36 protein-coding genes and 1 pseudogene are annotated in these 25,016 nt (G+C 62.1%); 18 read left to right on the forward strand and 19 right to left on the reverse strand.

From position 1 onward, the window contains the following. Positions 1 to 475 precede the first annotated feature (475 nt). Positions 476 to 670, forward strand: a complete 195-nt coding sequence (locus ABIA45_RS01750; protein ID WP_057028635.1) for a hypothetical protein — start codon at positions 476 to 478, stop codon at positions 668 to 670. Between the two features lie 110 nt (positions 671 to 780). On the opposite strand, the gene ABIA45_RS01755 is transcribed toward ABIA45_RS01750, so the two are convergent. Further along, positions 781 to 1,023: a hypothetical protein gene (locus ABIA45_RS01755; protein ID WP_051056887.1), complete on the reverse strand. Its 243-nt coding sequence runs from the start codon at positions 1,021 to 1,023 to the stop codon at positions 781 to 783. A 563-nt stretch (positions 1,024 to 1,586) separates the two neighbouring features. On the opposite strand from ABIA45_RS01755, the gene ABIA45_RS01760 reads away from it, so the two are divergent. Then, entirely contained in the window at positions 1,587 to 1,712 is a 126-nt protein-coding gene (locus ABIA45_RS01760; protein ID WP_404650943.1) for a hypothetical protein, read from the forward strand. A gap of 54 nt (positions 1,713 to 1,766) precedes the next feature. Here ABIA45_RS01760 and ABIA45_RS01765 read toward each other — a convergent pair whose 3' ends face one another. The 5 genes from ABIA45_RS01765 to ABIA45_RS01785 all read right to left on the reverse strand — a co-directional run bounded on the left by ABIA45_RS01765 (position 1,767) and on the right by ABIA45_RS01785 (position 4,285). Beyond that, positions 1,767 to 1,970, reverse strand: coding sequence for a CsbD family protein (locus tag ABIA45_RS01765; RefSeq protein WP_271544240.1), 204 nt, complete (start codon positions 1,968 to 1,970; stop codon positions 1,767 to 1,769). A 342-nt stretch (positions 1,971 to 2,312) separates the two neighbouring features. Continuing rightward, entirely contained in the window at positions 2,313 to 2,528 is a 216-nt protein-coding gene (locus ABIA45_RS01770) for a hypothetical protein (RefSeq protein WP_036046393.1), read from the reverse strand. 612 nt (positions 2,529 to 3,140) lie between these two features. Next, the gene (locus ABIA45_RS01775) at positions 3,141 to 3,512 is read right to left on the reverse strand and encodes a hypothetical protein (RefSeq protein WP_404650944.1); all 372 of its coding nucleotides are present in this window, start codon (positions 3,510 to 3,512) and stop codon (positions 3,141 to 3,143) included. A gap of 68 nt (positions 3,513 to 3,580) precedes the next feature. Next, positions 3,581 to 3,841, reverse strand: a complete 261-nt coding sequence (locus ABIA45_RS01780) for a hypothetical protein (protein WP_271544247.1) — start codon at positions 3,839 to 3,841, stop codon at positions 3,581 to 3,583. 183 nt (positions 3,842 to 4,024) lie between these two features. Continuing rightward, entirely contained in the window at positions 4,025 to 4,285 is a 261-nt protein-coding gene (locus tag ABIA45_RS01785) for a hypothetical protein (RefSeq protein WP_036007657.1), read from the reverse strand. Positions 4,286 to 4,546: 261 nt separating this feature from the next. On the opposite strand from ABIA45_RS01785, the gene rocF reads away from it, so the two are divergent. Beyond that, entirely contained in the window at positions 4,547 to 5,524 is a 978-nt protein-coding gene (gene rocF, locus ABIA45_RS01790) for an arginase (protein WP_404539373.1), read from the forward strand. Positions 5,525 to 5,787: 263 nt separating this feature from the next. Here rocF and ABIA45_RS01795 read toward each other — a convergent pair whose 3' ends face one another. Next, complete coding sequence (locus ABIA45_RS01795; RefSeq protein WP_404650945.1) at positions 5,788 to 6,204, reverse strand: hypothetical protein; 417 nt, start codon at positions 6,202 to 6,204, stop codon at positions 5,788 to 5,790. 332 nt (positions 6,205 to 6,536) lie between these two features. Between ABIA45_RS01795 and ABIA45_RS01800 the strand changes: the two genes are divergently transcribed. Both ABIA45_RS01800 and ABIA45_RS01805 read left to right on the forward strand, forming a co-directional pair. Next, positions 6,537 to 6,746: a hypothetical protein gene (locus ABIA45_RS01800; protein WP_036007651.1), complete on the forward strand. Its 210-nt coding sequence runs from the start codon at positions 6,537 to 6,539 to the stop codon at positions 6,744 to 6,746. Positions 6,747 to 7,040: 294 nt separating this feature from the next. Next, a complete protein-coding gene (locus tag ABIA45_RS01805; protein WP_036007648.1) occupies positions 7,041 to 7,319 on the forward strand; it encodes a hypothetical protein in 279 nt (92 codons plus the stop codon). Between the two features lie 183 nt (positions 7,320 to 7,502). On the opposite strand, the gene ABIA45_RS01810 is transcribed toward ABIA45_RS01805, so the two are convergent. The 6 genes from ABIA45_RS01810 to ABIA45_RS01835 form a co-directional block, all read right to left on the reverse strand. After that, on the reverse strand, positions 7,503 to 8,717 hold the full coding sequence (locus ABIA45_RS01810) for a mandelate racemase/muconate lactonizing enzyme family protein (protein ID WP_404650946.1): 1,215 nt from the start codon (positions 8,715 to 8,717) through the stop codon (positions 7,503 to 7,505). Positions 8,718 to 8,856: 139 nt separating this feature from the next. Further along, on the reverse strand, positions 8,857 to 10,143 hold the full coding sequence (locus tag ABIA45_RS01815; RefSeq protein ID WP_404650947.1) for an NRAMP family divalent metal transporter: 1,287 nt from the start codon (positions 10,141 to 10,143) through the stop codon (positions 8,857 to 8,859). A 150-nt stretch (positions 10,144 to 10,293) separates the two neighbouring features. Then, positions 10,294 to 10,479 carry a hypothetical protein gene (locus tag ABIA45_RS01820; protein ID WP_057028642.1) on the reverse strand — a complete coding sequence of 62 codons (186 nt, stop codon included), beginning with the start codon at positions 10,477 to 10,479 and terminating at the stop codon, positions 10,294 to 10,296. A 222-nt stretch (positions 10,480 to 10,701) separates the two neighbouring features. After that, entirely contained in the window at positions 10,702 to 11,334 is a 633-nt protein-coding gene (locus tag ABIA45_RS01825; RefSeq protein ID WP_271544258.1) for a hypothetical protein, read from the reverse strand. Between the two features lie 37 nt (positions 11,335 to 11,371). Beyond that, the gene (locus ABIA45_RS01830; RefSeq protein WP_225175191.1) at positions 11,372 to 11,692 is read right to left on the reverse strand and encodes a hypothetical protein; all 321 of its coding nucleotides are present in this window, start codon (positions 11,690 to 11,692) and stop codon (positions 11,372 to 11,374) included. A 150-nt stretch (positions 11,693 to 11,842) separates the two neighbouring features. Beyond that, positions 11,843 to 12,037 carry a hypothetical protein gene (locus ABIA45_RS01835; protein WP_404650948.1) on the reverse strand — a complete coding sequence of 65 codons (195 nt, stop codon included), beginning with the start codon at positions 12,035 to 12,037 and terminating at the stop codon, positions 11,843 to 11,845. Between the two features lie 129 nt (positions 12,038 to 12,166). On the opposite strand from ABIA45_RS01835, the gene ABIA45_RS01840 reads away from it, so the two are divergent. Together ABIA45_RS01840 and ABIA45_RS01845 are read left to right on the forward strand one after the other, a co-directional pair. Further along, positions 12,167 to 12,394 carry a hypothetical protein gene (locus tag ABIA45_RS01840; RefSeq protein ID WP_404650949.1) on the forward strand — a complete coding sequence of 76 codons (228 nt, stop codon included), beginning with the start codon at positions 12,167 to 12,169 and terminating at the stop codon, positions 12,392 to 12,394. 199 nt (positions 12,395 to 12,593) lie between these two features. Continuing rightward, positions 12,594 to 12,785, forward strand: a complete 192-nt coding sequence (locus ABIA45_RS01845) for a Myb-like DNA-binding domain-containing protein (RefSeq protein WP_271544265.1) — start codon at positions 12,594 to 12,596, stop codon at positions 12,783 to 12,785. 311 nt (positions 12,786 to 13,096) lie between these two features. On the opposite strand, the gene ABIA45_RS01850 is transcribed toward ABIA45_RS01845, so the two are convergent. Then, complete coding sequence (locus ABIA45_RS01850; RefSeq protein ID WP_271544267.1) at positions 13,097 to 13,441, reverse strand: response regulator; 345 nt, start codon at positions 13,439 to 13,441, stop codon at positions 13,097 to 13,099. Between the two features lie 357 nt (positions 13,442 to 13,798). Between ABIA45_RS01850 and ABIA45_RS01855 the strand changes: the two genes are divergently transcribed. From ABIA45_RS01855 to ABIA45_RS01865, 3 genes are all read left to right on the forward strand, one after another. Further along, complete coding sequence (locus tag ABIA45_RS01855) at positions 13,799 to 13,990, forward strand: CsbD family protein (protein WP_404650950.1); 192 nt, start codon at positions 13,799 to 13,801, stop codon at positions 13,988 to 13,990. Positions 13,991 to 14,299: 309 nt separating this feature from the next. Next, positions 14,300 to 14,548 (forward strand): hypothetical protein, encoded by a 249-nt coding sequence (locus ABIA45_RS01860; RefSeq protein ID WP_404650951.1) that lies wholly within the window; start codon positions 14,300 to 14,302, stop codon positions 14,546 to 14,548. 116 nt (positions 14,549 to 14,664) lie between these two features. Next, positions 14,665 to 14,934, forward strand: a complete 270-nt coding sequence (locus ABIA45_RS01865; RefSeq protein WP_225185418.1) for a DUF6894 family protein — start codon at positions 14,665 to 14,667, stop codon at positions 14,932 to 14,934. Here the strand turns inward: ABIA45_RS01865 and ABIA45_RS01870 are convergent. Both ABIA45_RS01870 and ABIA45_RS01875 read right to left on the reverse strand, forming a co-directional pair. Then, positions 14,928 to 15,152, reverse strand: a complete 225-nt coding sequence (locus ABIA45_RS01870) for a hypothetical protein (protein ID WP_157283845.1) — start codon at positions 15,150 to 15,152, stop codon at positions 14,928 to 14,930. The two genes, ABIA45_RS01865 and ABIA45_RS01870, sit on opposite strands and share 7 nt — an antisense overlap. After that, entirely contained in the window at positions 15,149 to 15,349 is a 201-nt protein-coding gene (locus tag ABIA45_RS01875) for a hypothetical protein (protein WP_109142994.1), read from the reverse strand. The genes ABIA45_RS01870 and ABIA45_RS01875 overlap by 4 nt, the downstream gene beginning before the upstream one ends. A gap of 329 nt (positions 15,350 to 15,678) precedes the next feature. Here ABIA45_RS01875 and ABIA45_RS01880 point away from each other — a divergent pair, with 329 nt between their 5' ends. Next, the gene (locus ABIA45_RS01880; protein WP_275511453.1) at positions 15,679 to 15,852 is read left to right on the forward strand and encodes a hypothetical protein; all 174 of its coding nucleotides are present in this window, start codon (positions 15,679 to 15,681) and stop codon (positions 15,850 to 15,852) included. On the opposite strand, the gene ABIA45_RS01885 is transcribed toward ABIA45_RS01880, so the two are convergent. Next, the gene (locus ABIA45_RS01885; RefSeq protein WP_275511452.1) at positions 15,830 to 16,033 is read right to left on the reverse strand and encodes a hypothetical protein; all 204 of its coding nucleotides are present in this window, start codon (positions 16,031 to 16,033) and stop codon (positions 15,830 to 15,832) included. The two genes, ABIA45_RS01880 and ABIA45_RS01885, sit on opposite strands and share 23 nt — an antisense overlap. A gap of 275 nt (positions 16,034 to 16,308) precedes the next feature. Here ABIA45_RS01885 and ABIA45_RS01890 point away from each other — a divergent pair, with 275 nt between their 5' ends. From ABIA45_RS01890 to ABIA45_RS01900, 3 genes are all read left to right on the forward strand, one after another. After that, positions 16,309 to 17,046 (forward strand): DUF4261 domain-containing protein, encoded by a 738-nt coding sequence (locus tag ABIA45_RS01890; RefSeq protein ID WP_275511451.1) that lies wholly within the window; start codon positions 16,309 to 16,311, stop codon positions 17,044 to 17,046. A gap of 351 nt (positions 17,047 to 17,397) precedes the next feature. After that, positions 17,398 to 17,985: an imm11 family protein gene (locus ABIA45_RS01895; RefSeq protein WP_404650952.1), complete on the forward strand. Its 588-nt coding sequence runs from the start codon at positions 17,398 to 17,400 to the stop codon at positions 17,983 to 17,985. Positions 17,986 to 18,301: 316 nt separating this feature from the next. Beyond that, on the forward strand, positions 18,302 to 20,002 hold the full coding sequence (locus ABIA45_RS01900; RefSeq protein ID WP_404650953.1) for an AHH domain-containing protein: 1,701 nt from the start codon (positions 18,302 to 18,304) through the stop codon (positions 20,000 to 20,002). Between the two features lie 137 nt (positions 20,003 to 20,139). Here ABIA45_RS01900 and ABIA45_RS01905 read toward each other — a convergent pair whose 3' ends face one another. Both ABIA45_RS01905 and ABIA45_RS01910 read right to left on the reverse strand, forming a co-directional pair. Further along, positions 20,140 to 21,663 carry an FAD-dependent monooxygenase gene (locus tag ABIA45_RS01905; RefSeq protein WP_404650954.1) on the reverse strand — a complete coding sequence of 508 codons (1,524 nt, stop codon included), beginning with the start codon at positions 21,661 to 21,663 and terminating at the stop codon, positions 20,140 to 20,142. A gap of 192 nt (positions 21,664 to 21,855) precedes the next feature. Then, positions 21,856 to 22,065, reverse strand: coding sequence for a hypothetical protein (locus ABIA45_RS01910; RefSeq protein WP_404650955.1), 210 nt, complete (start codon positions 22,063 to 22,065; stop codon positions 21,856 to 21,858). 551 nt (positions 22,066 to 22,616) lie between these two features. Between ABIA45_RS01910 and ABIA45_RS01915 the strand changes: the two genes are divergently transcribed. The 4 genes and pseudogenes from ABIA45_RS01915 to ABIA45_RS01930 all read left to right on the forward strand — a co-directional run bounded on the left by ABIA45_RS01915 (position 22,617) and on the right by ABIA45_RS01930 (position 24,929). After that, complete coding sequence (locus ABIA45_RS01915) at positions 22,617 to 23,003, forward strand: hypothetical protein (protein ID WP_404650956.1); 387 nt, start codon at positions 22,617 to 22,619, stop codon at positions 23,001 to 23,003. Between the two features lie 110 nt (positions 23,004 to 23,113). After that, positions 23,114 to 23,713: pseudogene (locus ABIA45_RS01920) on the forward strand (PBSX family phage terminase large subunit); the annotation flags it as partial. Positions 23,714 to 24,136: 423 nt separating this feature from the next. Continuing rightward, positions 24,137 to 24,436: a hypothetical protein gene (locus tag ABIA45_RS01925; protein WP_404655600.1), complete on the forward strand. Its 300-nt coding sequence runs from the start codon at positions 24,137 to 24,139 to the stop codon at positions 24,434 to 24,436. 64 nt (positions 24,437 to 24,500) lie between these two features. Continuing rightward, a complete protein-coding gene (locus ABIA45_RS01930; RefSeq protein WP_404546162.1) occupies positions 24,501 to 24,929 on the forward strand; it encodes a GNAT family N-acetyltransferase in 429 nt (142 codons plus the stop codon). The last annotated feature ends 87 nt before the right edge of the window (positions 24,930 to 25,016 follow it).

The raw sequence follows: 25,016 nt of genomic DNA on the forward strand, positions 1-25,016 counted from the left end.
TAGCACTCCGAATGGAGGCTGGTTGTTTTGGCGAGCACCGTCGCGCGGGTCAACATCTGGTATTCAGCGTCCGGTGACGGGGCCTACATTCCTGCTTCCCGCGAGTTCGCATCGCGATCTGAGCGCGGAAATGCGCCACGGGGATTGGCCTCGCATGGTCTGCTTTCGAAAGCTGAGCGGAGAGATCTCTTGAAGTTGCGCAGGGCAGCTTTTGACCCCACAGCCGACGAAGGCCGAGGTCATGAGTATTTTGCCAAACTGAAATCACGGAACTAAGCACCGGGAACCAAATGGCCGGAGCTAAGTTGATCCTGCCGGATCGCGCCTCGACAACGTGATGCCGACACAAGGCCTCAGCTCGGCCAGCCCCGGAGCTGAGGCCTTTTTATCCCTTGTGTGCATTTTTGTACAAAGCGGCGGAACGCAGTACGAGTTTGTGGCTTCATCCCACGGGGCCTTCATGGGATAAAGAGACGTGCCGCGTTACACCTCCTTCGCCCGCGAGGCGGCAGCAACGCTGCTGCGAATGGCAAAAACAACAAAGGACCCGCAGGTTGCGTCGGGATTGATCCAGCGAGCGGCCGACCTGAAGGACCGCACGGGCGAGCTGCCCCCGGTTGATATCGAGATTGCCGCGGCGGACCCAAAGAAGCCGTTGACGAAGAACTGAGCCCGACGCAATCGTCGGTCCTCTTTATCGGAAACATAATGTGAAAATGGCCCCAGCTCCCGGGGGCAATGGGGATGAAGCTGGGGCCCAACGGGGTCGCCAGAACGCTTTCATACATTTCCTTTCCAGATCAGCCATCGGTAGACGCCGAACACGTTGATAAGTGTCACCACCACGTTTTGCACCATCAGCGCATATTCCGCTGTTAGATAGCCGACGACGATCCAGATCACCGATGCACCGCTCAGCACGACGAAGGCCCAGCCGGTAATGAGTGGCCGGGCCCGGGCAGCTAGGATCAGCCCGGCGCCGATCGTGCCGACTGTCGCCACCCAACGCAGGATTTCATCCATGATGCGTGTGCTCCCCGAAAGCCGACGTCGGAGCGTCGCTCCGCGATTTGCCTAGACGGACGCAGTCACAGGCAGGCCGCCGGAGTGGAACTTTCCGTCTCGTGCCGACCGCCATGCGACCCCCGCCCGAGCGACTTGGCCCCACAGTGGCGGCCGAAGGTCAGGGCACCACTGTGGTGATCCCGTGCGGTATCAACTCCGCTGCGCCGAAATCGGAAGCTCCTTTTTTCTCATCCCCGAACCGCGTTTCTATCAACCGGCGTGCTGGCACATTGCCCCGGGCTGCGAAATGAAATCTGAGCCAAGGACTTATCTCGCAACGAGCTGATGAATGAGCGCGACTTCCGCTGTTGCCCCTTAGCCGAACAAGGCAAGACTGTTGTATGTCGGCTATCGGCGGCAGAGCGGACGAGGGGCCGTGCTCACTTCGACCCGCTGCTTGTGACTCAAGCCGAAATGAAGCTCGACCCACCCAACACCGTTGTCAATTGACTAGGGATTGATCTGCGACCTAAGCCTAGCGTCACCGATTTCGGTAAATGGCTTTAGTTTACGAGCGCGACATGACTGAAAAAGTTGCCAATGATGGGAGCATCTCGCAGCGTATCGCAGCTTACCGGAAGGAAGCGCGTCTCGCGTCGGAAGACAGGGGTGCCGCCCGCGACTTGAAGAAGCCGCAGGAGCTTTGAAGCGCAAATCGCTACACACAAGAAAGCCCGCTGGTATCCGCGGGCTTTAGGCTACTACCACTTCTGGCGACCAAACCAGTCGTTGAGCTCTTTTTTGGCTTGATCCTTTTGGTAACCGTAACGCTGCTGGAGCTTACCCTCAAGTTGGTCTTGCTTGCCATCAATGGTGTCTAGGTCGTCATCCGTGAGTTTGCCCCACTGCTCTTTCACTTTTCCTTTGATCTGCTTCCAATTTCCTTCGACGCGGTTCCAGTCCATGGTGGCCTCCTCTTAGAACTTCATTTCAGATGCCGAGACCGCCGCTTTGGCTAGCTATCGCAAGCGCTTCGGAGAAGCGGGCATTGACCTTTGGCTATCCGCGATCGGCGCCGCAACAGAACGGCGGGCGATGGTCTCCCGCAAACAACAGCGTTGAGGGACATTGGTTCGCGTCAGCTTTGGCTCTGGAGCGATTTTCACGATGCACCAAAGCGCGATGCCATTAGGATGAATCGTCATCGCGCTTCACGCTATTGTTTGAGCATGATCTTCTCGGAAAACCGCTACGCACTTTTCCGGATGATGCTCTAACGCACAGCGGCGCCGAATGCCGTCACCCGTTCAAGGCTGTAACAGCGAGAGGAGGCGTTGTCGGTCCTGATCAAGAACACGCTGGGCTCTGCGCAATGTGTCCAGCTCTGCTTCAGCAGTAGCGGTATCCTTTCCTTCCCGCTTCAACTGAAGGATCGCTCTCTCTTGCTCTGCAAGGCGTCGTTCTCCTTCAACTACATCGCGCTCGATCTGCCTCAACGCATCATAGACGAAGGTCTTGTCCATCAGTGTGCTCAGCTGGCGCCGCCAATCTCTTCTTTTTCGGTCAACCTCAGCTCCGTCCCGACGTTCCCGCTCGCCACCGCTTTTCGGCCAAAGCCAATCTCATGCGCAGGGCAGATTAAAGCTGCTTGAGCCCGCAGAGCACTGCGCTGGCGCCGGGCTGGGATTCCTTGTCTGGCGATGCTTCAGAGCCGCCTCATCGATCCAGGGGTACCGCCTGGTCCCTCGGTGCCATTGCGAGAGAGCAGCCGCACGCGCTCGTTGTCATGCATGCCAGCATTCCATCGTCTTGGATCCAGTCAGGCCCTCGGGGGGCTTGCTTGCGGCTGGCCAGCCACAGCTTGCGTCCCTCGCATGCTCGGGCAGATAAATCGCTCACCGTAAAGCAACCCTTTTCCCAGCGGCTGCATCGTTCAAATCGTGGCGCAATTAAATATTAATATAATTCGCCATTTTAAATTAATTAAATGCTGGACGAGATTTAAAGTTGGATTAGAATGAGGACCGCTTGGCGCCGGATGAACGCGTCAAGGACCTCCTAGAAGCGGTCCCATCATCCCGCCCTGCCGCCCTGTTCCAAGGATGTAAGGGGCCGCTTCTAGGGCAAATTGTGAGCTAGATCATGCACCTGTCACTAGGTGATTGCTTTCTCATCTCCGCAGCAACGGCTACGCTCCTCATGATTGAGATCGGAGTCTTGATCATCGTGGGTCTGATCTGAGCCAATGAGAAGAGCGTAGGGACGTTCTGAGGGCCAGCTACATATCCCGTCTCCTTGGAAACGTGTTCGGCCTCGACGGCGCGGAGCAGGGCGGCAAGGCTGGGATACTCCACGCCATTGCGGACGTAGCGGTTGACGTGCTCGGCATAGCGGGCCGATCCGTCGGGCTTGCCCTGCCACCTGAACAGCAGCACGGCACTGTTGTGTTGGCGCAGTACGTGGCCAGTCCCATTTCCGAAATACTTGCTCATGGCGTGGCGCTTCATGGTCGCGCCTCCGGCTTCGCCAGCTCCGGCTCGTCGATTTCCAGAAAGCATCCGGAACGGAGATGTTCCTATTGTGAAGCGAGGAGATCTTCGCCGGGGGCGAGCAGCTTCACGCAAGTTCCGCTTTCGTGAAGCATCAGCCAGCCCTTCTCGACCGCATAGACGATGCCAGCGCCAAACTCTGTGGCGCCGGCCTTAAGCTGGTAAGGAAACGTTGCACTGATCTTCTCGATATGAATGCGGCCGTCTTGAAACAACAGCACGGCCGCCGACGCTGTCATGACCAACGCTGGAGGGCTGAGGTTCGTCAACAGCAGCACGGCCGGCATCGCTACGACCGCTTGTACAAGCCCGCCGTGCGCGACCGGGCTCAGCGCTTGACCCTTAAGGTGAAGATTTCCGTTGGCAAGTGCCACCGCGGGGGGGGGTGCCTTCAGATCGGCTCCGGGACCGAACCGCAGCGCCGAGCGAGTCAACGGAGGACGGTCTCACTAGGGGCGGTCGCAGAACAGCTACCTTCGGCGCGCGACCGCGACGCCAAAAAGGAAGGCGACGAACAGGCTCGCAAGCGGTGCTTCGCGCGTGATCGCGGAAACCGTCGCGAGTGCCCCGCCGGGCTTGCGCGATTCCTCGACTGCGGAGGTGAGGCGATCGACCGCTGCGTGCAGGCCTCCGGCGACTTCACCGATGGTGCGGGAGACGTCCGCGGCCGTATCGATGGCACGCTCGGCCATGCCGGGCTGGGACGAGGATTGCGGTATCTCCGTGCTCAAGGACGCGACCTCCTGGCGTGATGATCGAAGCCGGCACCTTTGGCTATCCGCGCGAGCGCTCGTTTTGAACAGCGGGTCTGGTGACCTTTGGCTATCCGCGACAGGCGCCGTGATTGACGGCGGGTGCCGGCCTTGGATGAGCAATTCAGCGCGCGGGATATTGTTCCGGAAGATATGCGGCCACCTGCGGGCTCCCCGGGAAACGACGGGTGCGAATCTCTGTTAGGCTAAAGTGAACCTTGCTGACGTCAGGAGACAGCCGTGACCGACCGGACCATGACGGATCGAGCCCGGCACATCGCCTTGCTTGGCGCTCCCATCGACATGGGGGCTTCGCAGCGCGGCACCTTGATGGGGCCTGCGGCGCTGCGCACCGCCGGCCTTGCGACATTGCTGGAAAGCCTTGATTTCGAGGTCGTCGATTATGGCGATCTGTCCATAGCCGAAGTCCGGGAGCTCACCGACCGGCCGCCCGAACAGGCCAATCACTACCGCGAAATCCAGCGCTGGACGCGCGCCCTGAGCCGCAGAGGCTATGAGATCGCGACATCAGGTGCGCTGCCGATCTTTCTCGGCGGCGACCACACGCTGTCGATGGGGTCGGTCAATGCGATGGCGCGGCATTGGCAGGAGCGCGGCCGCGAATTGTTCGTGCTCTGGCTCGACGCCCATGCCGACTACAACACGCCGGAGACGACGATCACCGCGAACATGCACGGCATGTCAGCCGCGTTTCTGTGCGGCGAGCCCGGGCTCGACGGCCTGCTCGGCGACGATCCACGCGCCTCGATCGGCCCGGACAAGCTCGATCTCTTCGGTGCGCGTTCGATCGACAAGCTCGAGAAAGAGCTGATGCGCACGCGCCGGATCCGGATCGTCGACATGCGCCAGATCGACGAGTTCGGCGTGGCTGTCCTGATCCGCCGCGTCATCGAACGGGTCAAGGCCAGCAATGGCGTGCTGCATGTCAGCTTCGATGTCGATTTCCTCGATCCTTCCGTGGCGCCGGGCGTCGGCACCACCGTGCCGGGTGGCGCCACTTATCGCGAGGCGCACCTGATCATGGAGCTGCTGCACGATTCCGGCGTCGTCGGATCGGTCGACATCGTCGAGCTCAATCCGTTCCTGGACGAACGCGGTCGGACCGCGCGCACGGCGGTCGAATTGATCGGCAGCCTGTTCGGCCAGCAGATCACCGACCGTCCGACGCCGAGCAATGCCATCGCACCAGGCGAGTGAAGCGCGCGTCTGAGACGGCGGCCTGTGCGCACGCCTCGTCCTTCGAGACGGCGCTTTCGCGCCTCCTCAGGATGAGGCTATTTGGCATTAGCGCTCGTTGAAACTGCCGCCGCGCACTCCGTCCTCATCCTGAGGAGCCCGCTTAAAGCGGGCGTCTCGAAGGATGGCCGCGGGGAAGACTCTCAGATGCGTTAGCCCGGCCTGCAAGCGAAAGGCCGCGCCCATGTCCGAGCGCGGCTCTCGGGGCGCCTGATCGGCTGCTCTCACCAATGGCGGTGGTGCCGATGCCAGTGATGCCGAACGACCGGATAGGACCCACCGTAATAGGCGTAGGCGGGGCGCACGACGCGCCGATAGCGATAGCCGTAGGAAACGGGCGCCGTGTAGTAGGTGGTGGTGTAGCCACCGCCCCATCGATAGGGCTCGTCGTATCCGTAGTCGTAGGCGTAGGGGCCGCCGTAGTAACCGGCACTGTAATAGCGGGGTCCGCCATAGTAGCCATAGCCGGGTCCCCAGCCGTAGGCGGAGGAGGCAAGGCCACCGATGACGGCGCCTGCGACCAGGCCGCCGGCGATGCCAGGTCCCCAACCTCGCCAATGGGCTTTGGCGGGAGACGTTGCTGCGATCGAGCTCAGGCCTAGAGCGCCGGCCATCAAGGCTGACATTGCAATCTTCTTCATCAACATACCTCTCACATCACATTGCCTTAGGGAATAACGGGAAGAATAAGCAATGGTTGCTGCTGTCCGGTGGCGAGAGCCAATGGGTGCTCGGCGTCGGGACAGCGTCACCGAGAATTCGGGCCTGGACGGCGACGCCCGCCGCTCCCATCAGTTCGGCCAAGTGCCTCCAAGAGGTTCGGGACTGCCCCGAGCGGCGCGCGGCGCGCCGAGAAAGAATCCGATCAAATCGCCTTGAATCATTAAATGGTCGAATACCGGGAAAGACCGGAAACTTTGGAGCGTGTCCTTAAGTTGGGACGCCACGAGGTTCGGATTTCCGGAGAGCAGGCATGGACGACGACATGGTCTTGAAGAACGCCGCGGACACCGCCTGGACGGTGTACCGGGCGCGACACCCCGAGGTCGCCGCCCACGACACAAGGCGCTGTCTGCTGGAACGCCATCTGCAGAGGAGGTGGGAAGAGCACCCAAGCGATACCGAAGAGCTCGCCTCTTTCGGGATAGCCTACCTGCACCGCCTTCCCAGGGATGAATGTTGACGTGCATGAAGATGCTCGTTGTCCGCGTGGCCCGCACGAGCACGAGGCCGAGTTGGACCCTGCTTGCGATTTCATGTCTCATCTCGGCGACCATCGTGACGGTTTTGCGCGTCGTGTGCGAGGGATAGAGCTTGCGCCCGGAGTGCCCGAGCCGGGAACTCCATCCAGCAACCCGTCGCCTCGCGCGAGACCACGACCGGCGCGGCATCGACCAGCGCTACGAGCCGCAACAGGAGGGGAACCGGAGGGGGCTCAACCGAATTAACCTGCGATAGGAAAATTGCGGACCCTTCGATGGCAAACGGTCGCTTCGCGTACTCCATGTCCAGAGCCCTGCGTCACCCCGGCGTGATGGCGTTGATCGTGGCGGGCGTGACGATTGCGGCCATGCTGATCGTCGACCACGGCCCGTGGAGCCGGGCCAAGACACAGCCGGCCCACGTCGCGATGTACGCGACCACAGGCGAAGCGGCACGGGCCGCTGGCGCCCTGGTGCTCCCGACCGATCCGAAATCGCCGATCGAGCCGCAGCGGCCGAAGACGTCTCCAACCGTCAATCCCGTGACGCCCTAAAGCGCGATGCGATTAGGGAGGCGCGCCCCCTCTCCCGCAAGCGGGAGAGGTGAGAGCCCGCGGCAATCGGCTCGACCTGAAGCCATTCCGCTTGAGGTTCTTGTTTGAGCATGATCTTTTCGGAAAACCGCTACGCACTTTGCGCTAACGCGGCCCTCCGAGTCTGGATCATGCTCCAGCTTCTCAGCTCTTGCGGCCGTAGTTGAGGAGCCCGCCACTCGTCTTCGGCGGATGGGCCCGCAAAGCTTCCTCGTTCGGCTCGGTGCCCCAGCCGGGCCGGTTCGGGATGATGAGATGGCCGTTCTCGATCTCCGGCTCGTGCGTGAACAGCTCGCGATCCCAGGACAGACGATCGATGTCGATCTCCATGATGCGCAGGTTCGGCACCGCGGCGCAGAAATGCGCGTTCATCATCGAGCAGAGATGGCCGTAGAAATTGTGAGGGGCGACGTTGACCTCGAAGGCTTCGGCCGCCGCGGCGATCTTCATCGACTGCCAGACCCCGTTCCAGGGCGTGTCGATGATCGCGACATCCATGGCCTGCGCGTGGAAGTAGGGCAGGAATTCACGCAAGGAGAGCAGCGTCTCGCACGACGAGATCGGGTGCGGGCTCTGCTGGCGGATATAGCCGAGCGCTTCCGGATTGAAGCTGTCGATCTCGACCCAGAACATGTCGAGGTCGGCAATGGTGCGCAGGATCTTCAAGTAGCCTTCGGTCTTGGCGTTGAAGTTGCAGTCGAGCAGGATGTCGACGTCGGGGCCGGCGCCGTCGCGGATCGCTTCCAGATGCATGCGCAGGTCGCGCAGGATCTTGCGGTCGACGTTGATCTCGGGCGCGAAGGGCGAGCCGAAGCCGGGGCGCCAGCCGGTCGGCTTGCCCTCGTCATAGGAGAAGATGTTGGTCTTGAGCGCGGTGAACTTCTTCTCGCGCACCTCGCGCCCCATCGCCTTGACGCCGTCGAGCGTTTCGATCGCCGGCTTGTACCAGGACGGGTGGTTGATGCGCCACGTAGCGCAATGCGACCAGTACACCCTGACGCGGTCGCGGATCTTGCCGCCGAGCAGCTCATAGCAGGGAATGCCGAGCGATTTCGCCTTGGCATCGAGCAGCGCATTCTCGATCGCCCCGAGCGCTTGCGCCACCACGCCGCCGGCCGCAGGACGCGTCGCCGCGAACAATTCGGCAAAGATGCGCTCGTGCTGGAAGACGTTCTGCCCGATGACCCGCGCCGAGAGGCGCTGGATCGCCGCGCCGACGCCGGGCGAGCCAAAGCCTTCGTCGAATTCGCTCCAGCCGACGATGCCGTCCTCGGTCGTCAGCTTGACGAAATGATAGTTTCTCCAGCCGGCATCGCAGGCGAGGATCTCGAGGCTCGTTGCTTTTGATGATTTGGTCATGTCGCTCCCTGTCGTCCGGCCGGGCTTTTCTTGTCGCCCGATCTTGAGCCGGGCCCGGCCCGCATTGTTAAGCCAAGCGCGGGGCGGCGGGAAGATGCAGAGATGCGGCGCGGTAGCGCGTCCGAAGCGGCGCTTCTCGTCAGCCGATCACGGACGAGCCAAGCAGGGCGAGGACGGCGAGCGCCATGACTGCGGTGCCGAGCCAGCCCAGCGCGATCAGCCAGGAGCGGGCCCTGAAGCGGCCCATGATGGTGCGGTTCGAGACGATCAGCATCATCATCGCCATGATCGGGACGGCGACGATGCCGTTGAGCACCGCGCTCCACACCAGCATGTTGATCGAGTCGATGCCGGTGAAGCCGAGGCCGAAGCCGATCAGGGTTGCCGCGGCGATGATGGTGTAGAAGCCGGCCGCTTCGTCCGGCTTGGCCTCCAGCGTGGCGCGCCAGCCGAAGATCTCGGCAACGCCATAGGCCGCCGAGCCCGCCAGCACGGGAATGGCGAGCAGGCCCGTGCCGATGATGCCGGCCGCGAACAGGGCGAAGGTGAAATCGCCGGCCAGCGGCCGCAGCGCTTCGGCCGCTTCCGTCGCCGAGCCGATATTGGTGATGCCGTTGGCGTGCAGGACCGATGCGGTGGTCAGGATGATGAAGAAGGCGATGCAGTTCGAGAGCAGCATGCCCGAGATGGTGTCCGTCTTGATGCGGTCGAGCTCGTGGTCGCCGCCGCGCTTGAGCTGGCGAAGCGGCTCGTCGCGCTCGCCCTGGTTCATCTCCTCGACCTCCTGAGAGGCCTGCCAGAAGAACAGGTAGGGGCTGATGGTGGTGCCGAGCACGGCGACGACCATCAGGAGATAGTCGGCGCTGACATTCGGCTTCGGCCAGACCGCGGCGAGCAGCGCCGTGCTCCAGGGAATCTGCACCGTGAAGGCGGTCGCGACATAGGCGAACAGCGCCAGCGTGAGGAATTTCAGCACCGGCGAATAGCGGCGATAGGGCACGAACACCTGCAGCAGGGTCGAGCCGGCCGCGAAGATCAGCGCGTGCTCGTGGTTGAGGCCGCCGATGACGAGCGAGAGCGCCTCGGCCATCGCGGCGATGTCGGCGGCGATGTTGAACGTGTTCGCGGCGACCAGCATTGACACCAGCGCCAGCACCGCCCAGCGCGGCGCGACGCGCATGACGTTGGCGGCGAGCCCCTTGCCGGTGACGCGGCCGATCTGCGCGCTGACGAGCTGGATCGCGATCATGAACGGCGTGGTCAGAAACACGGTCCACAACAGACCGAAGCCGAATTGCACGCCGGCCTGCGAATAGGTGGCGATACCCGACGGATCGTCGTCGGCAGCTCCGGTGATGAGGCCGGGCCCCAGCCGTTGCAACAGCGTCGGCGCGGATTTCGTCGGGGTGAGGGCGCTGTCGCTCATGAACGGGCTCGAACGGGTGCGGACGTCGTCTTTAGCAAATGCGAATCGAATACCATAAGTTCCCGCTGCCGAAGCGCGCGGCTGATTTCCGAAAATGCTAAGTCGAGTTTGCTCCGTCGGGCAAAACAGGGCTATATTGCCATCATCGGCCTACCTGATGCTGACGAACATGCCCCAGGCGGCGGCCAGCGCCGCGCCGGTGAAGAGAACCACCGGGTTGTCGCAGAACGTGCCGCCGTAGCTGCACACGTCCGCGCCGAATTGGCCGAGCTCATGACGGCTCGCGGAATAGAACAGTCCCGACAGCACCAGCAATGCAGCGGCGACGTAATACATCGAAGGTCTCTCCGGCTTGCCCCCGTCCATTCGACATGTCCCAGCATGAGGCGAAGAGATTTCACTTCGGCCAATCCGCTTTGCGGCATTTGAGATAAAGTTTGACCCGTCGGGCAAAACACTGGCAAGATGGCACCATCGACCGTGCCGGCGTGATGGCTGGTCGTCGACATCAAAAAGGCCCCGCATCGCGGGGCCTTTGTCGTGTCGGGGCTCTGTTGCCTATCGCCGCATTCCATAGAGCTCGCGCTCGCGGACGATATCCTCCGGCGACAATGGCGGGCTTGCGGCGTCGAAGTCGCTCCAGCCGGACTTCTGCCAGGCGGCGCTGCGCTCCTGAAGGTTGACCGATCGTTCGTGCAGAAGCGCATCGAGGCGCGCGCGGTCCTGGTCCGGCACCCTCGCGGACACCAGCGTGCCGCCGCGGCGGACGCCCTCGGCATAACGCGATGCGTCTTCCTTGGAGACGCCGGCTTCGGTCAGGGCGCCGATGATTCCGCCGGTGGCCGCGCCGGCAGCTGCGCCCGCCGCGGTCGAGGCGAGCCATCCGGCCGCGACGACCGGGCCGAGACCGGGGATGGCGAGGAGGCCGAGACCTGCGAGCAGGCCGGCGGCGCCGCCGAGCCCCGCGCCGATGCCGGCACCCGTGCCGGCGCCTTCGGCGCGATCGTCGGTGCCGTCGCGGTCACGATCGACCTTGCCGGCGACCTTGCCGGAGCGTGAGCCGTACCAATTGTCCGAATTGTTGGCGACGAGGCTGATGTCGGAATGCGGCACGCCGGCGCTTTCGAGCCGGGTCACGGCGCGCTCGGCATCGGCGTAATTGTCGTACAGGCGAGAGATGGTCGTCGTCATGTCTGGATCTCCTGATTTCGCGAATTTCTTGCGCGAGTTACTTGGCGGGGTTGACGTTGCCCTGGAAGTCGACGCTGACGTCGGTCTTGGTGCCGGCCTTGTCGGCCTTGCCGCGCCAGACGCCGTTGTCGTCCTTCTGCAGGCCGGAGACGTTGGAATAGCCCGCGCCCTCGATCCGCGATTTCGCCTGTCCTTCGGTGAAGCTGTTGCGGCCCGCGACTGGTGCGTTGGAGTTGTTCTGGTCGGAGCTGTTGACCGCGTTGTTGCCCGGCCCGCTTTGCGCCGGCTGCGACTGGGCGCCTGCGGGCACCGAACCGAGCAGCACCAAGGTTGCGGCCAGGACTGTCAGACGTTTCATGTTGTTGTCTCCTGCAAGTGATTGTGCCGGCGACAACAGGTGAGATCCGAAATGGTTGCTATTGTTTGAGGAGTTCGCTGCGGCTCTTTGGCCGCGGTGATTTGGTCGCGACAAAGTCGAGAGGTGCGGTCGTCGATTGTCCGTGCTTTGCTACTTTGAAGATTGCACGGACTCGGCCTGGCCCTTGGTGGGCTCCCACGGCGCCGGAAGGATCACGCGGATGGGGCGGGCTTCGGTGGCGCTTTGCACCACAGGAGCAGCCTGATCCTTGACGGGCTCGGCCAGCGCTACGCTCATCAGTGCGACCAGCACCGCCAGGGAAGTCGTCACGAGCCGCATGAGCATCGAAGCCTCCTGTTTGCGCACTAACGCAGCCCGGCGCAATTGGTTCGGAGGAACTCGGGAACAAGTGGCAATTTATCGGGTTTGTAGAAGACACGCCTGGATCACCGGGCTGCTGGAGGAGGACACACGATGAAGATCAAAACGATCATTGCCGCCGCCGTGCTGACGTCGTTTGCGGCTCCCGCCTTTGCGCAAGCGTTCTACGTGGTGCAGGACGTCAAGACCAAGAAGTGCACCATCACCGAGTCGAAGCCGACGACCACGGAGACGACGGTCGTCAGCGGCGACACCGTGTACAAGACCCGGTCTGAAGCCGAGGCCGGCATGAAGTCCGTCAAGGTGTGCACCTCGAACTGATGCACTGAGCGAAGCTCTTGTCGAGCCTACGCTCGAAACAAGCCCGCGCGGAGCGATCCGCCGCGGGCTTAACTTTTGCTAACTTCGCGTCGCGCAGCCCGTGCTATGCCGTCCGCCACGCGCAGGCGAGATAGGAACTTTGGGTCCGCTCCGGCCGATTGTCGCCAGCGCTTTGAACGACGGGTGAGCCGCTCCAACCATGCAATCACGCTATCCCTTGCTGAAGAGGTGGACGGCGGAAGAGCATGAGCGGCTGAAAGCGCTGGCCGAAGCCGGACGCCGTCCCGACGAGATTGCCGCAGAGCTCAATCGGAGCGAAGCCGCCGTGCGGGTGCGGGCCTGGCAGCACGGCATCGCGCTGCGCACCGTCACGCAAAAGCGCGGCAAGTAGCGACGGCGGGGCGCAACTGATCGACGGCCGTCTATGGAAACGAAGTGGGGTAATTTGGCGGGCTGGGCATGGGCAAGCCGTAATCTTCTGCCCGCTTAGCGGCAAGCTTTCGATACGACTGGGCCTGCGTCAGCAGTTGGTTTCGAAACTCCCCATCCGTCTCGTCCGCGGCAAGCCTTTCGAGTTGAACTGCGCGTTCCAGATATTCAGTGAGGAGTTTCATGGCAGGAAAACTCGGTAAGTGACGGACGGTTCCCGCGTAGGCACGAAACCCCACTCGCGAGGGAGCGCTGCTTGCACGAACTCTTGCCCTAGCAAAGACCGGTCGTTTGTTGCATCACGCGCGCCAGGTCATCTTCGGTGAAGGGCTTGCGGAGCAAGGGAAGGCCGCCTCGTCGCGGCTCCCGGCCGGATACCTGCAGCACCTTCACGGCCGGACGCAGGCGTCGAGCGCGTTCGGCCAATTCATGACCATCCATGCCCGGCATGTTGATGTCCGTTATCAGGATGGAAATGCTTTCATTGTCCCGCAAGGCGTCGAGCGCTTCGCCGCCGCTCTGGGCGCAAACGACCTTGCAGCCGAGGTCCTCCAACATGCTTGCGAGCACGTCGCGCACGTTGGGATCATCATCTACAAGCAAGACCGTGTGACTCATGGGCAAGAACTCCTTGCCCGTTAACTTAGGTAAATCCGGTACGTTCCGCAGAGATCCTGAAGGCGGATCCGAACGAAAAAACCCGGCGCGTGAGCGTCCGGGCTGATCGCCAGTAAAGAATTATAAGTCCAATGGCAGGAGCTAAGCCAATCTTCGCGGCCCCTGTCTGTGCACTTTTGGACACCCGCAGAGCGAAACCAGGGCCAGCTATGTAAACAGCTCCGCATCCCCTGGGACAATCCTTTACGGGCGCCGCAAGAGGCAAAGTCCTGCTGTGGAAGAGCGGCGCGCGTTTCGCGGAACGATGGCGCACCGGCTTCGTTGGCTCGTCTTCTACCCAAGAAAGGGATAACGATCATGGACCGTGAACATGTGAAGGGCGCCGCCGACAAGGCAAAAGGCGCGATCAAAGAAGGGGCCGGCAAGCTTACCGGAGACAAGGACCTCCAGGCGGAAGGCAAGATGGATAAGGCCAAGGGTTCCGCCCACAACGTTGCGGGAGACGTGAAGGACGCAGCGCGAGACGCCTCTGACGCCCTCAAGAAATAACCAAGCAAGAAAAGTCTGAAACTGGCCGCCTCAGGGCGGCCTTTCCTTTTCTGCCAAGCCCACGGCAAGCTTAGGAGCGCTCCAGCTCGGAAGTCCTGCCCACGGACGAAACACGCCTGAAACAGTACTGAAACCAGATCGTCCTGAACTCGGCGCCCGCCGGGGCCGACCAACCAAGCGAAACGGAGAGACAATCATGATCCAGATCGGTTCGAAGGAAGAAGTCGCGCTGCTGCTGGCGCTGTTTGGAACGCATACCCAGCCGGCGCAGCGGCCGAAGCCGAAATCGCAAGCGAGGTGACAGACGCCATGCCCGGCTTGGCCGAATGCCAGAGCCTGCTCAGGCTCCTGATCGCCAGGGGCGATCCCAAGGCCATCCCGCTTGCCAAGGGCGCCATCGACCAGTACCTGAACACCGCACCGTTAAGCATGCGCGGGCGGGGCCTGCGCGTGCTCCAACGCGATGCGCTCGACCAGCACGATGTCGCGGTCGGCGTGCAGCGCTCGTTCGCCGAGACGGTGGACGCCTACATCGAGCGCAAGCTTGCGGAGGAATAGGTAGGCCGGTCGCAGATCGGCCCCTGTTCCCGGAACCCCTTGGATCCCAAGAGATTTTTTAGTCCCGCCGGAAACCTTTGTCCGTGCTTCGGCCTATAGGGCAAAGGATTACGGACATGCCCAGATATTACTTCGACCTTCGCGACGACAAGGGAATTGCGCTGGACGAGGAGGGGCTGGAATTGTCGAGCCCGCGTGCCGTTCAGGCCGAGGCGGCCAAGTCGGTCGCTGACCTCGCGCGCGATGCGCTGCTCTCCGCGCCGCTCACCGGCGACCGGCAGGAGCTGGCGATCGACGTGCGCGATGCCAGCGGTCCCGTCATGCAGGTGAAGTTCTGCTTCCAGATTGAAGACCTGAAGTCGCGGCCGCGCTCACGCGGTCATTGACGCGTCAGCGTCGGGCGGGACGGCTCGGGCAGGGGCGGGCGCAATTGCTCCGACTCCAGCACGGCGATCTTTCGGCCGAGCTGCCAGACCTCGACCTTGCCGAGCCGCGTGAACTTTTTGGCGATGACCACCGCGCTGGAATCGGACGGGGCTTCGAACGCTTCGGCGGAGCGGAAGACGCCGTTCTCGCCGACGAGATAAGCGCGATATTGCATCATGTCGGCGCCCTCAGGCCGGGCGAGCGCAGCCAGGAATCGATCTGCATGGCGGTTTCGTCCCGGCGCGCCTGGCGCAGCAGCATGTCGCGGCGGGGGCCAGGGGTCAACTTGCGCGCTTCCTCGCGGCAGCGCTCCGCTTCGTCCGCGAGTCTCTCGCGCAAGGTGGTGGTCTGTTTGAAACGACGCCGCTTTTGCATGGCGTTCTCCCTCGTTAGAGAAGGGCGGGAGCGCGATGGGCGTTCTCATCACCGATCTCTGCCACGGGCCTTGCGATGATGGATCAACCTTATGCCTTCTGCAGTGGCGAGTCACATCATTTGATATGACGCGCCGATTTATTTTCGGGCGAAATTTGAGCGTGTTGAGTGGCTTACTCATCTTGTGCCCGGCGAGTCCTAAAGTTCAATATTGAGCAAAGGCGACCTGTGTTAGTTGATGTTGCATCACCGGCCAAAGGCTTCGTCCGTAGGCGTCGGTGGCTGAGAGACCGAGCGCGCTCCCGCCTGCAAAGCAAGGGAGCACCGCGATGACCGTCTATCGGCCCTTGCCAGCCGACCGTGAGTTGGCCGAATACATGCGCCAATTCGTGCGCGAATGCCGCGAGCTGTTGAAGCAATCGCCACCCGATACGTTTCTGGGACGCAAGACGCACGAGCCTTTCCAGGGCGACGGCGACGCTACGCCGAACGAGGAGCGTTGACCGTCAGCGCGATCGCGATCGCCGGCAACAGGCCGGCCTGCAGGGTGCGGGTTTGCTCCGCGCCGTCACAGATCGCCCGGGCGATCGCGCGCTGACGTATCAGGGCGAGGCGAAGCTGTTCGGCCTCGCGGAGGGCGGCATCGGCGCGCGCCAACAAGGGATCGTCGGTTGATCCGGGCATGGGCGGTGCAACGCGGTGTGTTGCCGGTTGTTCCTGGTGGTGCTCCCCGGGTGTGACTCTGGCGACAGCGCGCGGTATTTCTTGTTGTTGCGTGAACCCCTCTATCTTGCGCTCACCCGGGCGGACAACGCCGATTGACATTGTTCCCTATTTGTTCTAAAGAGGGTTTCTGTTTCAACCTCTGGGCGAACAGCCGAAGTTTGACTCACACTGGAATTTCTGCGGGGTCGTTGATGAGTAGCTCCCTTCTCTCTTTTGTCCTGTTGAGCAGACCGATGACGCCTGACATGTCAGCAGTCGCCAAAGTTCTTCACGCCCGCCATCCGGAATTGGCAGCAGAGGCGCCGGACGATGACGAGCTGCAACCGGCTCAAGCGAATTCGCCGCTCATCCGCTGTGGCAACGAGCTTGTTGCGGTCATGTCGATGCCGGCGCCCATCCCGCAGGATCCGGGGCTTTGGGCGCGCGCTGCGCGAACTTGGCCGGAAAGCGAGGCTGTGGCAACGAACCATCAAGGCCACATCATCGTCTCGCTGCTCGGAAAATCTGAGCAGCCGCTGGTCGCCGCCCGCCTTACGACTGCAGTCATCGGTGCATTGATTGCCACCGTGCCGGAATGTTGCGGCGTGGTGTGGGCGGGCCGGGTGGCACAGCCGGCCGATCTATGGCTCGATGCGTCTCGCTGGTCGCTCGCACCGTATCCGGACTATCCCTTCAGACTATGGGTCGACATTCTTCCGTTCCGGTCAGGTGCGAAGATCGGAGCGATTACGATGGGCTTGTCCGCGTTTGTCGGCCGCGAGATCGAATTCGTGACCGGTAAGCTCGCGCTTCCGGCGTTGTTCGACAAGGTGGCAGGACTTTCGGTGTATCTGATCGAAAACGGAAATGTGGTGAAGGACGGCGATACGATCGGAGCAAGTGCGAGTGAGCGGATTGCGGTTCGCTACAAGAACTCCGACGTCTTTGGAGGTCTTCCCGTGTTTTATTGTACGGATGAATTCGAGCACTAGTCTGCAAAGCTTCTTGCGCGTGTCGAACAGTAGTTGGAGCGCTGGAAATCGCTTTGACACGTCGGGCAAAACACTGACAGAATGGCATCATGAAGATGGATTCAAATGAGGCCCGCGGCGGTTCTGCGGGCTTTTGTTTTTAGATTCTGTATGCCCTCGCTTCCGGAGGCGTGCTGCTGGTCCACGCGAAAAGGGTTTGGACCTCCTGTGGCAACACGCCACGCTATTGTTTGGAAGACAGAGCCGAGATTTTATCTCCGCCCAGACCCCGAATAAAGGGCCATTCAGATGAGCCACGAACGGGCAAACCAGGACAAACGTTTCTCGGCGCGGAAACGCAGATTCTACAGAATGAAGCTCTATCGAAAAGGCAACCCGAGTGGTCTCGAGATCACTGAGGAGGACGGTCCCTCTCTGCTCAAGCCCGGGCACTTGTCCGATTTCGTGGGGCCGACGCCACGAGCCACATTCAATTCGCGACGGCGTCGGCCTTGGGATTGTGAGCCCTGGTATTGGTTCTGGCTCATCTCTGATCGGGCCAAGACCGTGTTCGAGGCCATAGATCCCGAGGCGTTTTCCTTTCTTGCTTGCGAGGTCCAGGTTCCTGGCGGGGTCTGGGACGGACCTCGCTACTGGTTCTGCGACGTCCGCCGTTCTCTCGATGCATTGGATGAGGAGCGATCGCGGTTGAGCATCGGGATTCGCGACGATCCAGGCTCTCTACTTTTTGGTCAAAAAGTCTACGATTTTTGCGATGATGTCGAACTCGTTTTCAAGGACGAACTGGTTGGCAATGCGCACATATTCCGAATGGCGTACACCTTACGATGTTTCATATGTGATCAAGCTCTGAAGGATGTCTGGAGGTCGGCGGGCCTCAGGGGCATGTTGTTCGAAGACGCCTCCGATCTCCCGCTGATCCCGCGCCGAAGATCTTAGGAGCGCTCTCTGCAGATCGTCGCTTGCCGAGCCAGGATGCCTTTCGAGGAAGAAAGCACCCGCGACGTATAAGTCAAACGCAGCCTTCGACTGAGATTTAGCAATCCGCCGTCGTTCGTCCTCGATGGCGCTGCGTTGCTCCAGACGCTGGTCGGCCTGTGCCGATCCGCGCTCGATGCCGTCCAAGCGCGGCCAAACGGCGGCGAAGGTCGCCGAGACCCTCACAAGCATTTCATTCAGCCTCCTAACGGCGCCGAAGCGGCGAGCGCAGCCGGCGCCTGCGCGTCGCATGCGGTGGCTGAACCGCATCTGAGACTTGATCAGGCTTCGAGCAATCCGATCAAGCGCAAATCACACAAGCAATTCGCATCGGGGCAGCATGTCGATTTTAGCCTATCACCACATGATCTCGCAAAGGTTCAACGATCATATTGCATTTCGTGGAATCGATCAGAAAACACTGGGAGTTTACTCCCCCGCGAATGGGATCTATCTGCCGGTGGATTATCAGCTCGCCGCCGGTATGAACATATCGCCCCATCCGGGTGGGCATACGCCGCTTTATTACGGCGCCATCAAATGCGTCCTCGATCGAATCGCCGAGGAGCCCAAGCCGGAAATTCGCGCGGTGAAGATAAGAACACTCATGGATGCAATGCGCATTGGCTTCGCCAACGGTGATCTCTACACAAACTTGCCCAACGGCAAAACTCTGGAAGAGGTTGAGCAGGGTATCAATAAAGTCATCAAGAAGAACGAGTCGTATGTTGAGCGCTATGCCGACCTGCATCAAGATCTTCGGGAGAGTGAACGGAGGAATTTGCAGGCCGGACAAGACCATCTACAGCTTTGGTCTGCAATATTAGGCGATGCTCAAAGAGAGAAGTTGCTCAGCGAGGCAATTGAGCGGAATCCAAACGTCAATATCACGTCGGAGAATAAACATCTGCGCGGAACGCCGTACTCCCGATTTGCACCTGTCGACGATGTTTTTCAGATCCCACCGACGACCTCAGCCAACCCGGCCGACCTTCCTTCGCCTCCACCTCTCGTTCCTCCTTCCCTCCAGTGGCTGAACGAGTCGGAAGGGTTCACGCGAAGTGATCCGCGCTTCACAGGCGCGCTTCCACCCTTTCCGGCACCGGGCCCCGATGAAAAACGGTTCGGTCAGTTGCCTCCGACAACGGCCGCTCCGGCAGATCCGCTGGTGCTCCAATCCGATCCGCACTCAGGAGTGACGTATCAATATTACGACAATCCGTTGGCAGGCGGCACGCCTGTGGTGCGTAATGCAATCAATGCACTTGCTTTGACGGCTGGAGGGACCGCCACCGCCGCCCTAGCTCCCTCTATCCTTCCCTGGCTGCTCGGCATTGGAGGCATTTTGGCGTTTACGCGCGCTGCCAACGCGGAGGAAAGTCGTTCCGGCGCGACGATTGGGGCTGCCGCTCCTGGCGGAGGAGTGTTCTCGACAGGAGCGCCTGTGTACAACACGTCGAACAATGGACTCAACGCTGACAACACGGCCGGCGCCAGGGGCGTCTTGGCGCCGTTGAACCTCAGGCAGCAGCTTGGCGGTGCTTCCTCGTTTGATCCGGAGGCGCCCGCTGGCACTTTTGCAGATCGCTTCGGGGAATGGACCACCACCCCGGCTGGCACCGTGCCCGCGAATGATCCCCCAGTCGCGCCCACATCTGCCGCAGGATCAGTCGCGCCCGAAGATGTCCGGCGTCTCGCCCGTGTGAATGAGACGAATGCGGGCAACGTGTTCACGACGGGCAGTGCGCCCGTCCCGCATCTACCATTCACCGAATTCGATGGGCGGTTTGGCAGTTGGACCGTCCCGACCGCTGGCGGCCAGCAGCCGCAACCGAGCAAGCCGATCGGCGTGTTTGCAGACGAGCCGAGCTACCTCATTCCTCCACCCATCTTTGGAGTGGATGGGCCCGTCAATCCGCAGACCGATAGTGAGGAATGGTTCTCGCGCTGGATACGACCTTTGCTTCGGTCCGAATGACATCTGTGGTGAAGCGAGAGCCGTCATTTGACACGTCGGGCAAAACACTGGCAGAATAGCATCATCGAAAAATTCGGAACAAGCTCGCGGATCTGCCGCGGGCTTGTTTGTTTTGTCGGCGCAGAGACGTTCGTGCGTTACGCGCCACCCGGCCCGAACCACCGCGTCAACGCCTCCACAAGTCCGCAGCCACTCTCGTCGCCCACCCAGGCCACATGGCCATCGGGCCGCACCAGCACCGCGCTCGGCGCAGCCACCGGTCCGATGGCCGGAAGCTGCCAGGCGCCGTCGTAATCGGCATCGACGAACTCCAGGCGATCCGCCCAGGGCGCGATGTCGATGCCGCCGCGCTTGCCGAAATTGAGCAGCACGCCGCGCGCGCCGTGCAGCAGCGTGAACAATCGCAGCTTCCGCCCGTCGACCACGAGATCGAGATCGGGCATGCGGCGGCCGAGCAGCGCGTGGCCTTCGCCGAGATCGTAAGCGATGTCGAGCCCGCTCATCATCGCGCCAAGGCGCCGGCGCGGCTCGTCCATGGCGAGCAGCTCGGCGATCACCTCGCGCGCGGCCTTGCGGCCGTCGTCGCCGCGGCGGAGCAGGGCGATCTGCGCCATGGTGGTCTTCAGCACGCGCGCGGCCACGGGATGGCGCTCGCCGTGATAGGTGTCGAGCAGGCTCTCGGGCGAGGTGCGATGGACCACCTGCGCCAGCTTCCAGCCGAGATTGACCGCGTCCTGCACACCGAGGTTGAGGCCCTGGCCGCCGACGGAATGATGAATGTGCGCGGCATCGCCGGCGAGCAGCACGCGGCCTTTGCGATAGGATGCGGCCTGCCGCGCCGCATCGGTGAAGCGGGAGATCCAGGCGGGGTTGTGCACGCCGAAATCGGTGCCGTAGACGGCTTCGAGCGCCGCGCTGAGATCGCGCAAGCTCGGCTCGCCGCTGCGCGCAAGCTCGGCTTCCGTCACGACGACCAGCACGCGCCCGCTCTCGGTCTTGCTGAGGCCGTGGAAGCCGAGCGCGTCGTGGCGCAGGCCGAATTGGGGCTCTTCGCGCATCTCGACCTCGGCCATGAGGTTGCTCAGCGTCGGTTCTGAGCCGGGGAAGTCGATGCCGGCGCTCTTGCGCACCGCGCTGCGGCCGCCGTCGCAGCCGACGAGATAAAGTGCGCGCAAGCGCATCCCGCTGGACAGCGTGACGTCGAGGCCGGTGTCGTCTTCCGCAAACCCCGTCACCTCGCGGCTGCGATAGATCGGCACCGCGAGCTCGGCGACCCATTCGGCGAGCAGGCGCTCGATCTGGTTCTGCCGCAGCGCGAGGCCGTAAGGATGACGGGTGGGGAGATCGCCGATATCGAGCCTGGTCCAGGCGAAGCCGGCGAGCTGGGTGATCTGCCCTTCGCGCAGGAAGCGCTCGGCGACGCCGCGCTGATCGAGGATCTCGATGCTGCGCGCGTGCAGTCCGCCGGCGCGCGTCTCGGCGATGTCCTGGCTCGCGCGCCGCTCGACGATTGCGACGTCGATTTGAGCCAGCGCGAGCTCGGCGGCCAGCATCAGGCCGGTCGGGCCGGCGCCGGCGATGATGACCTCATGGCCGGCGGCGCTTGCGCGTTCTGCAGGCGTTCGGCCGCGCGGCCGGGACGTCGGAAGCGATACAGGCATGCGTGACCCCTCGACTGGTTGTTCAGGCCGAGGGGTCTTACGCGATCACCGGGGGCTTGAAGCAAGCCCCTTGCGCACCACATATTGAGTTGGGAGGAGGGGCTTCCCGTGTTTTCGCACTGTCAATTGACACGTCGGGCAAAACACCTTCGTAAATGGCATCATCGAGATGCGCGCCGCTCGTGGCGCGGCTCAATCGTCCTTCGACATATCGCCGGGTTTTGTGGGCAGATCGATGCTGCCGCCCTCGCCATGCGAGAGATCGCGGCCGTCATCCGCCGTCGCGCCGGCGTCTTCGACGATCTGCGTGGAGTGTTCCTTGTCGATGCGCGGCTTTGAGGGCGGACGATCTCGCGACGTGTCGTCTTGCGATGTGCCGGGTGAGGTCATCTTCATCGTCATGGCCGGTCGCTCCTGATTTGTCCAACGCGGCTTGCGCGAATTCGTTCGTTTGACACGTCGGGCAAAACACTGGCAGAATGGCATCATCGAAACGAGTTTGTTTTGGCCCGCGCGGGACGCAATTTTCAATTCAGCGGAAGTTTTGACACGTCGGGCAAAACACCGGCATAATGCCATCATCGAGACGAGCTTGGTTCACCCGCGCGGAACAATCCGCCGCGGGTTTTTTCGTTCTCGATGTCGCAATCGGACGGCGGCGGCGCATTGCGGCCACGCACTCGCTTGATAACGCGTTGAGAGAGCGCCGATCGGCGCGCCGTCGTCCGAACCATTGCTGGCCGTGCACGCGCGAACGTGCCGGCCCGCGGCGCAGGGCCGCGTGCCCGCGCCGCTGCGGTCTCCGGGACCGGAGATAGGGTTCGCGCCCGAAACGATCGCGCTCTTCGCGCGATCTGCCGCGCATTTTCTTGACAAGGAGAGATGATGACCGCCTACCTGATATCGCTTGCCGTCGCGGGCCTCGTTGCCATCGTGCTGTGGGAGACGTTTGCGTGAGCGAGGACATCGTCGAAGGTGAACCCGAGCGCGCACCGGTCCGCTTACCCCCGCGAGCGAGGACGTCGCGGGCGCGTAATCTGACCGAGATCCGCTCGCTCGCGCGCAGCCACACCCGAACCGCCATCAGGGTGCTCGTCGGCGTCATGCGCAGCGAGGATGCAACGCCCGCGGCGCGCGTCTCGGCGGCCAACGCCATCCTCGATCGCGGCTGGGGCAAGGCCGCACAGCCAGTCGAGAACGGCGAGGACGGCGTGCTGAAATTGATCCACCGGATCGAACGCATCATCGTGCATCCGCCGAGCTCGAACAGCGGTGACGCCGTCACGACGCTCGAGACGGCGGAGCTCCCGATCTGCAACCGCGTCTCGATTGAGCGTTGACCCGTCGGGCAAAACACTGGCAGAATGGCATCATCGACAGAAGTTGGTGTTGCCCGCGCGGACGCAGTCCGGCGCGGGTTTTTTGATGCCTCCGCAAACGAGGGCATCTGGTGTCCATCCTGAAAATTCCGACCGCAAGAATCTTCGAGCCGCTGCTGAAACCTGCGCGCTACAAGGGCGTTTATGGCGGACGCGGCTCGGGCAAGTCGCATTTCTTCGGCGAGCTCCTGGTCGAGACCTGCCAGGCCGAGCGCGGCACGCTCGCGGTCTGCATCCGCGAGGCGCAGCGCACGCTGGCGCAATCGTCGAAGCGCTTGATCGAAGGCAAGATCGCAAGCCTCGGGCTCGGGCACGGCTTCAAGTTATTCAGCGACAAGATCGAGACGCCCGGCGACGGACTCATTATCTTCCGCGGGCTTCAGGATCACACCGCCGACTCGATCAAATCCCTGGAGGGGTTTCGCATCGCCTGGATCGACGAGGCGCAATCCTTGAGCGCACGCAGCCTCGCGCTGCTGCGGCCGACGATCCGCGCCAAGGACTCCGAGCTCTGGTCGAGCTGGAATCCGCGTCGCAAGAGCGATGCGATCGACGATTTTCTGCGTGGGCGGCAGCCGGACGGCGCCGTGGTCGTGAAGGCGAACTGGCGCGACAATCCCTGGTTTCCGGATGTGCTCGAGGAGGAGCGGGTGCTCGACCAGAAGCTCTATCCGGAGCGCTACGATCACATCTGGGAGGGAGACTATGCACGCGCCTTCGAGGGTGCTTATTTCGCCTCGCTGCTCTCGGAAGCGCGCGCGCAGGGGCGGATCGGCAAAGTTGCCGCAGATCCGCTGCTGCCGCTCCGTGCCTTCATCGACATCGGCGGCGCCGGCGCCGCCGCAGATGCCTTCACGATCTGGGTCGTTCAGTGGGTCGGCAGCGATCGCCGAGATCGGGCACTGGTACGAACCCGACAAGCTGATGGGCTATTGCGTCGCGCTCTATTTCGCAAAGCTCCTGGTCTGGGACAAGGTTCTCGGATTGGGCTCGACGGACGCCCTGGCGGGATTTGCGGCGGTCACCGCCAATCTTGTGGTCTCATTCTATTTCGCCAAGCGTGGCTTCGAGAATGTCGCAAGGATCATCAAGCGATGAGGATGCAAAACGACGAGATCAGGGCCATTGTGGCCGAGACGCTGGCCGAGCAGCAAAGGCTCCAGCAGGAGAGCATCGATGCGATCATGTTGAAGGCGGTCGCGTCGGTGCTGGCCTCTTTTGGCATCGAGGATGACGATCGAAAGGAGCTGCGAGCCGATCTTCAGCACCTGCGGAGGTGGCGAAAGAGCGTGGAGCAGGCCCAGAGCTACACCTTCAAGGCAGTGATCACAGTGATTGCCACTGGCCTGATGGGTGCCGTCTGGCTTGGCGTCAAGGTGGTACTGGGTAAATGAGCCTTCATGGCGCCGTTGACGTCGCTCCGTGCCCGATCAGGATCTGCTGCCCAATGAGTGGCTCATGTACAGAATTCGTATCGTCGATGCGTCCGATGATGACGTTGCTGAAACCTTAGCCGATCTGCATCGACTCACGTTTTTCGATGCCGCGGCGATGCCCACGTTCGACCTCGGCGCGTGGTGGATGGCTTATCACGACGCGGACGCAGTCGCGTTCGCCGGAATTGTGCCCTCGACCCACGTTCGAAGCGCCGGCTATTTCTCCAGAGTTGGCGTGTTGCAGCGGCATTGGGGACGTGGCCTTCAGCGCAGATTGATGCGTGCGGTGGAAGCGAGGGCGCGGCGTATCGGATGGGACAGCATTGTCTCCGATACAACGGACAACCCGGTATCAGCGAACAACTTCATTCAGGCGGGTTATCGGCTGTTCGAGCCCGAGACCCCTTGGGCCTGGGCACATACGCTCTATTGGCGAAAATGGCTGCACTGAGCAGGTTTGCCGCCGCACGGAACGTGCCGTTTATCTAATGGCCAGTACGCGCCTGGAACGTCCGAGGACCCGGCAGCCTGAGGGCTG

Origin of the sequence: Bradyrhizobium sp. USDA 336 (assembly GCF_044908355.1) — a bacterium.
Classification (GTDB): domain Bacteria; phylum Pseudomonadota; class Alphaproteobacteria; order Rhizobiales; family Xanthobacteraceae; genus Bradyrhizobium; species Bradyrhizobium yuanmingense.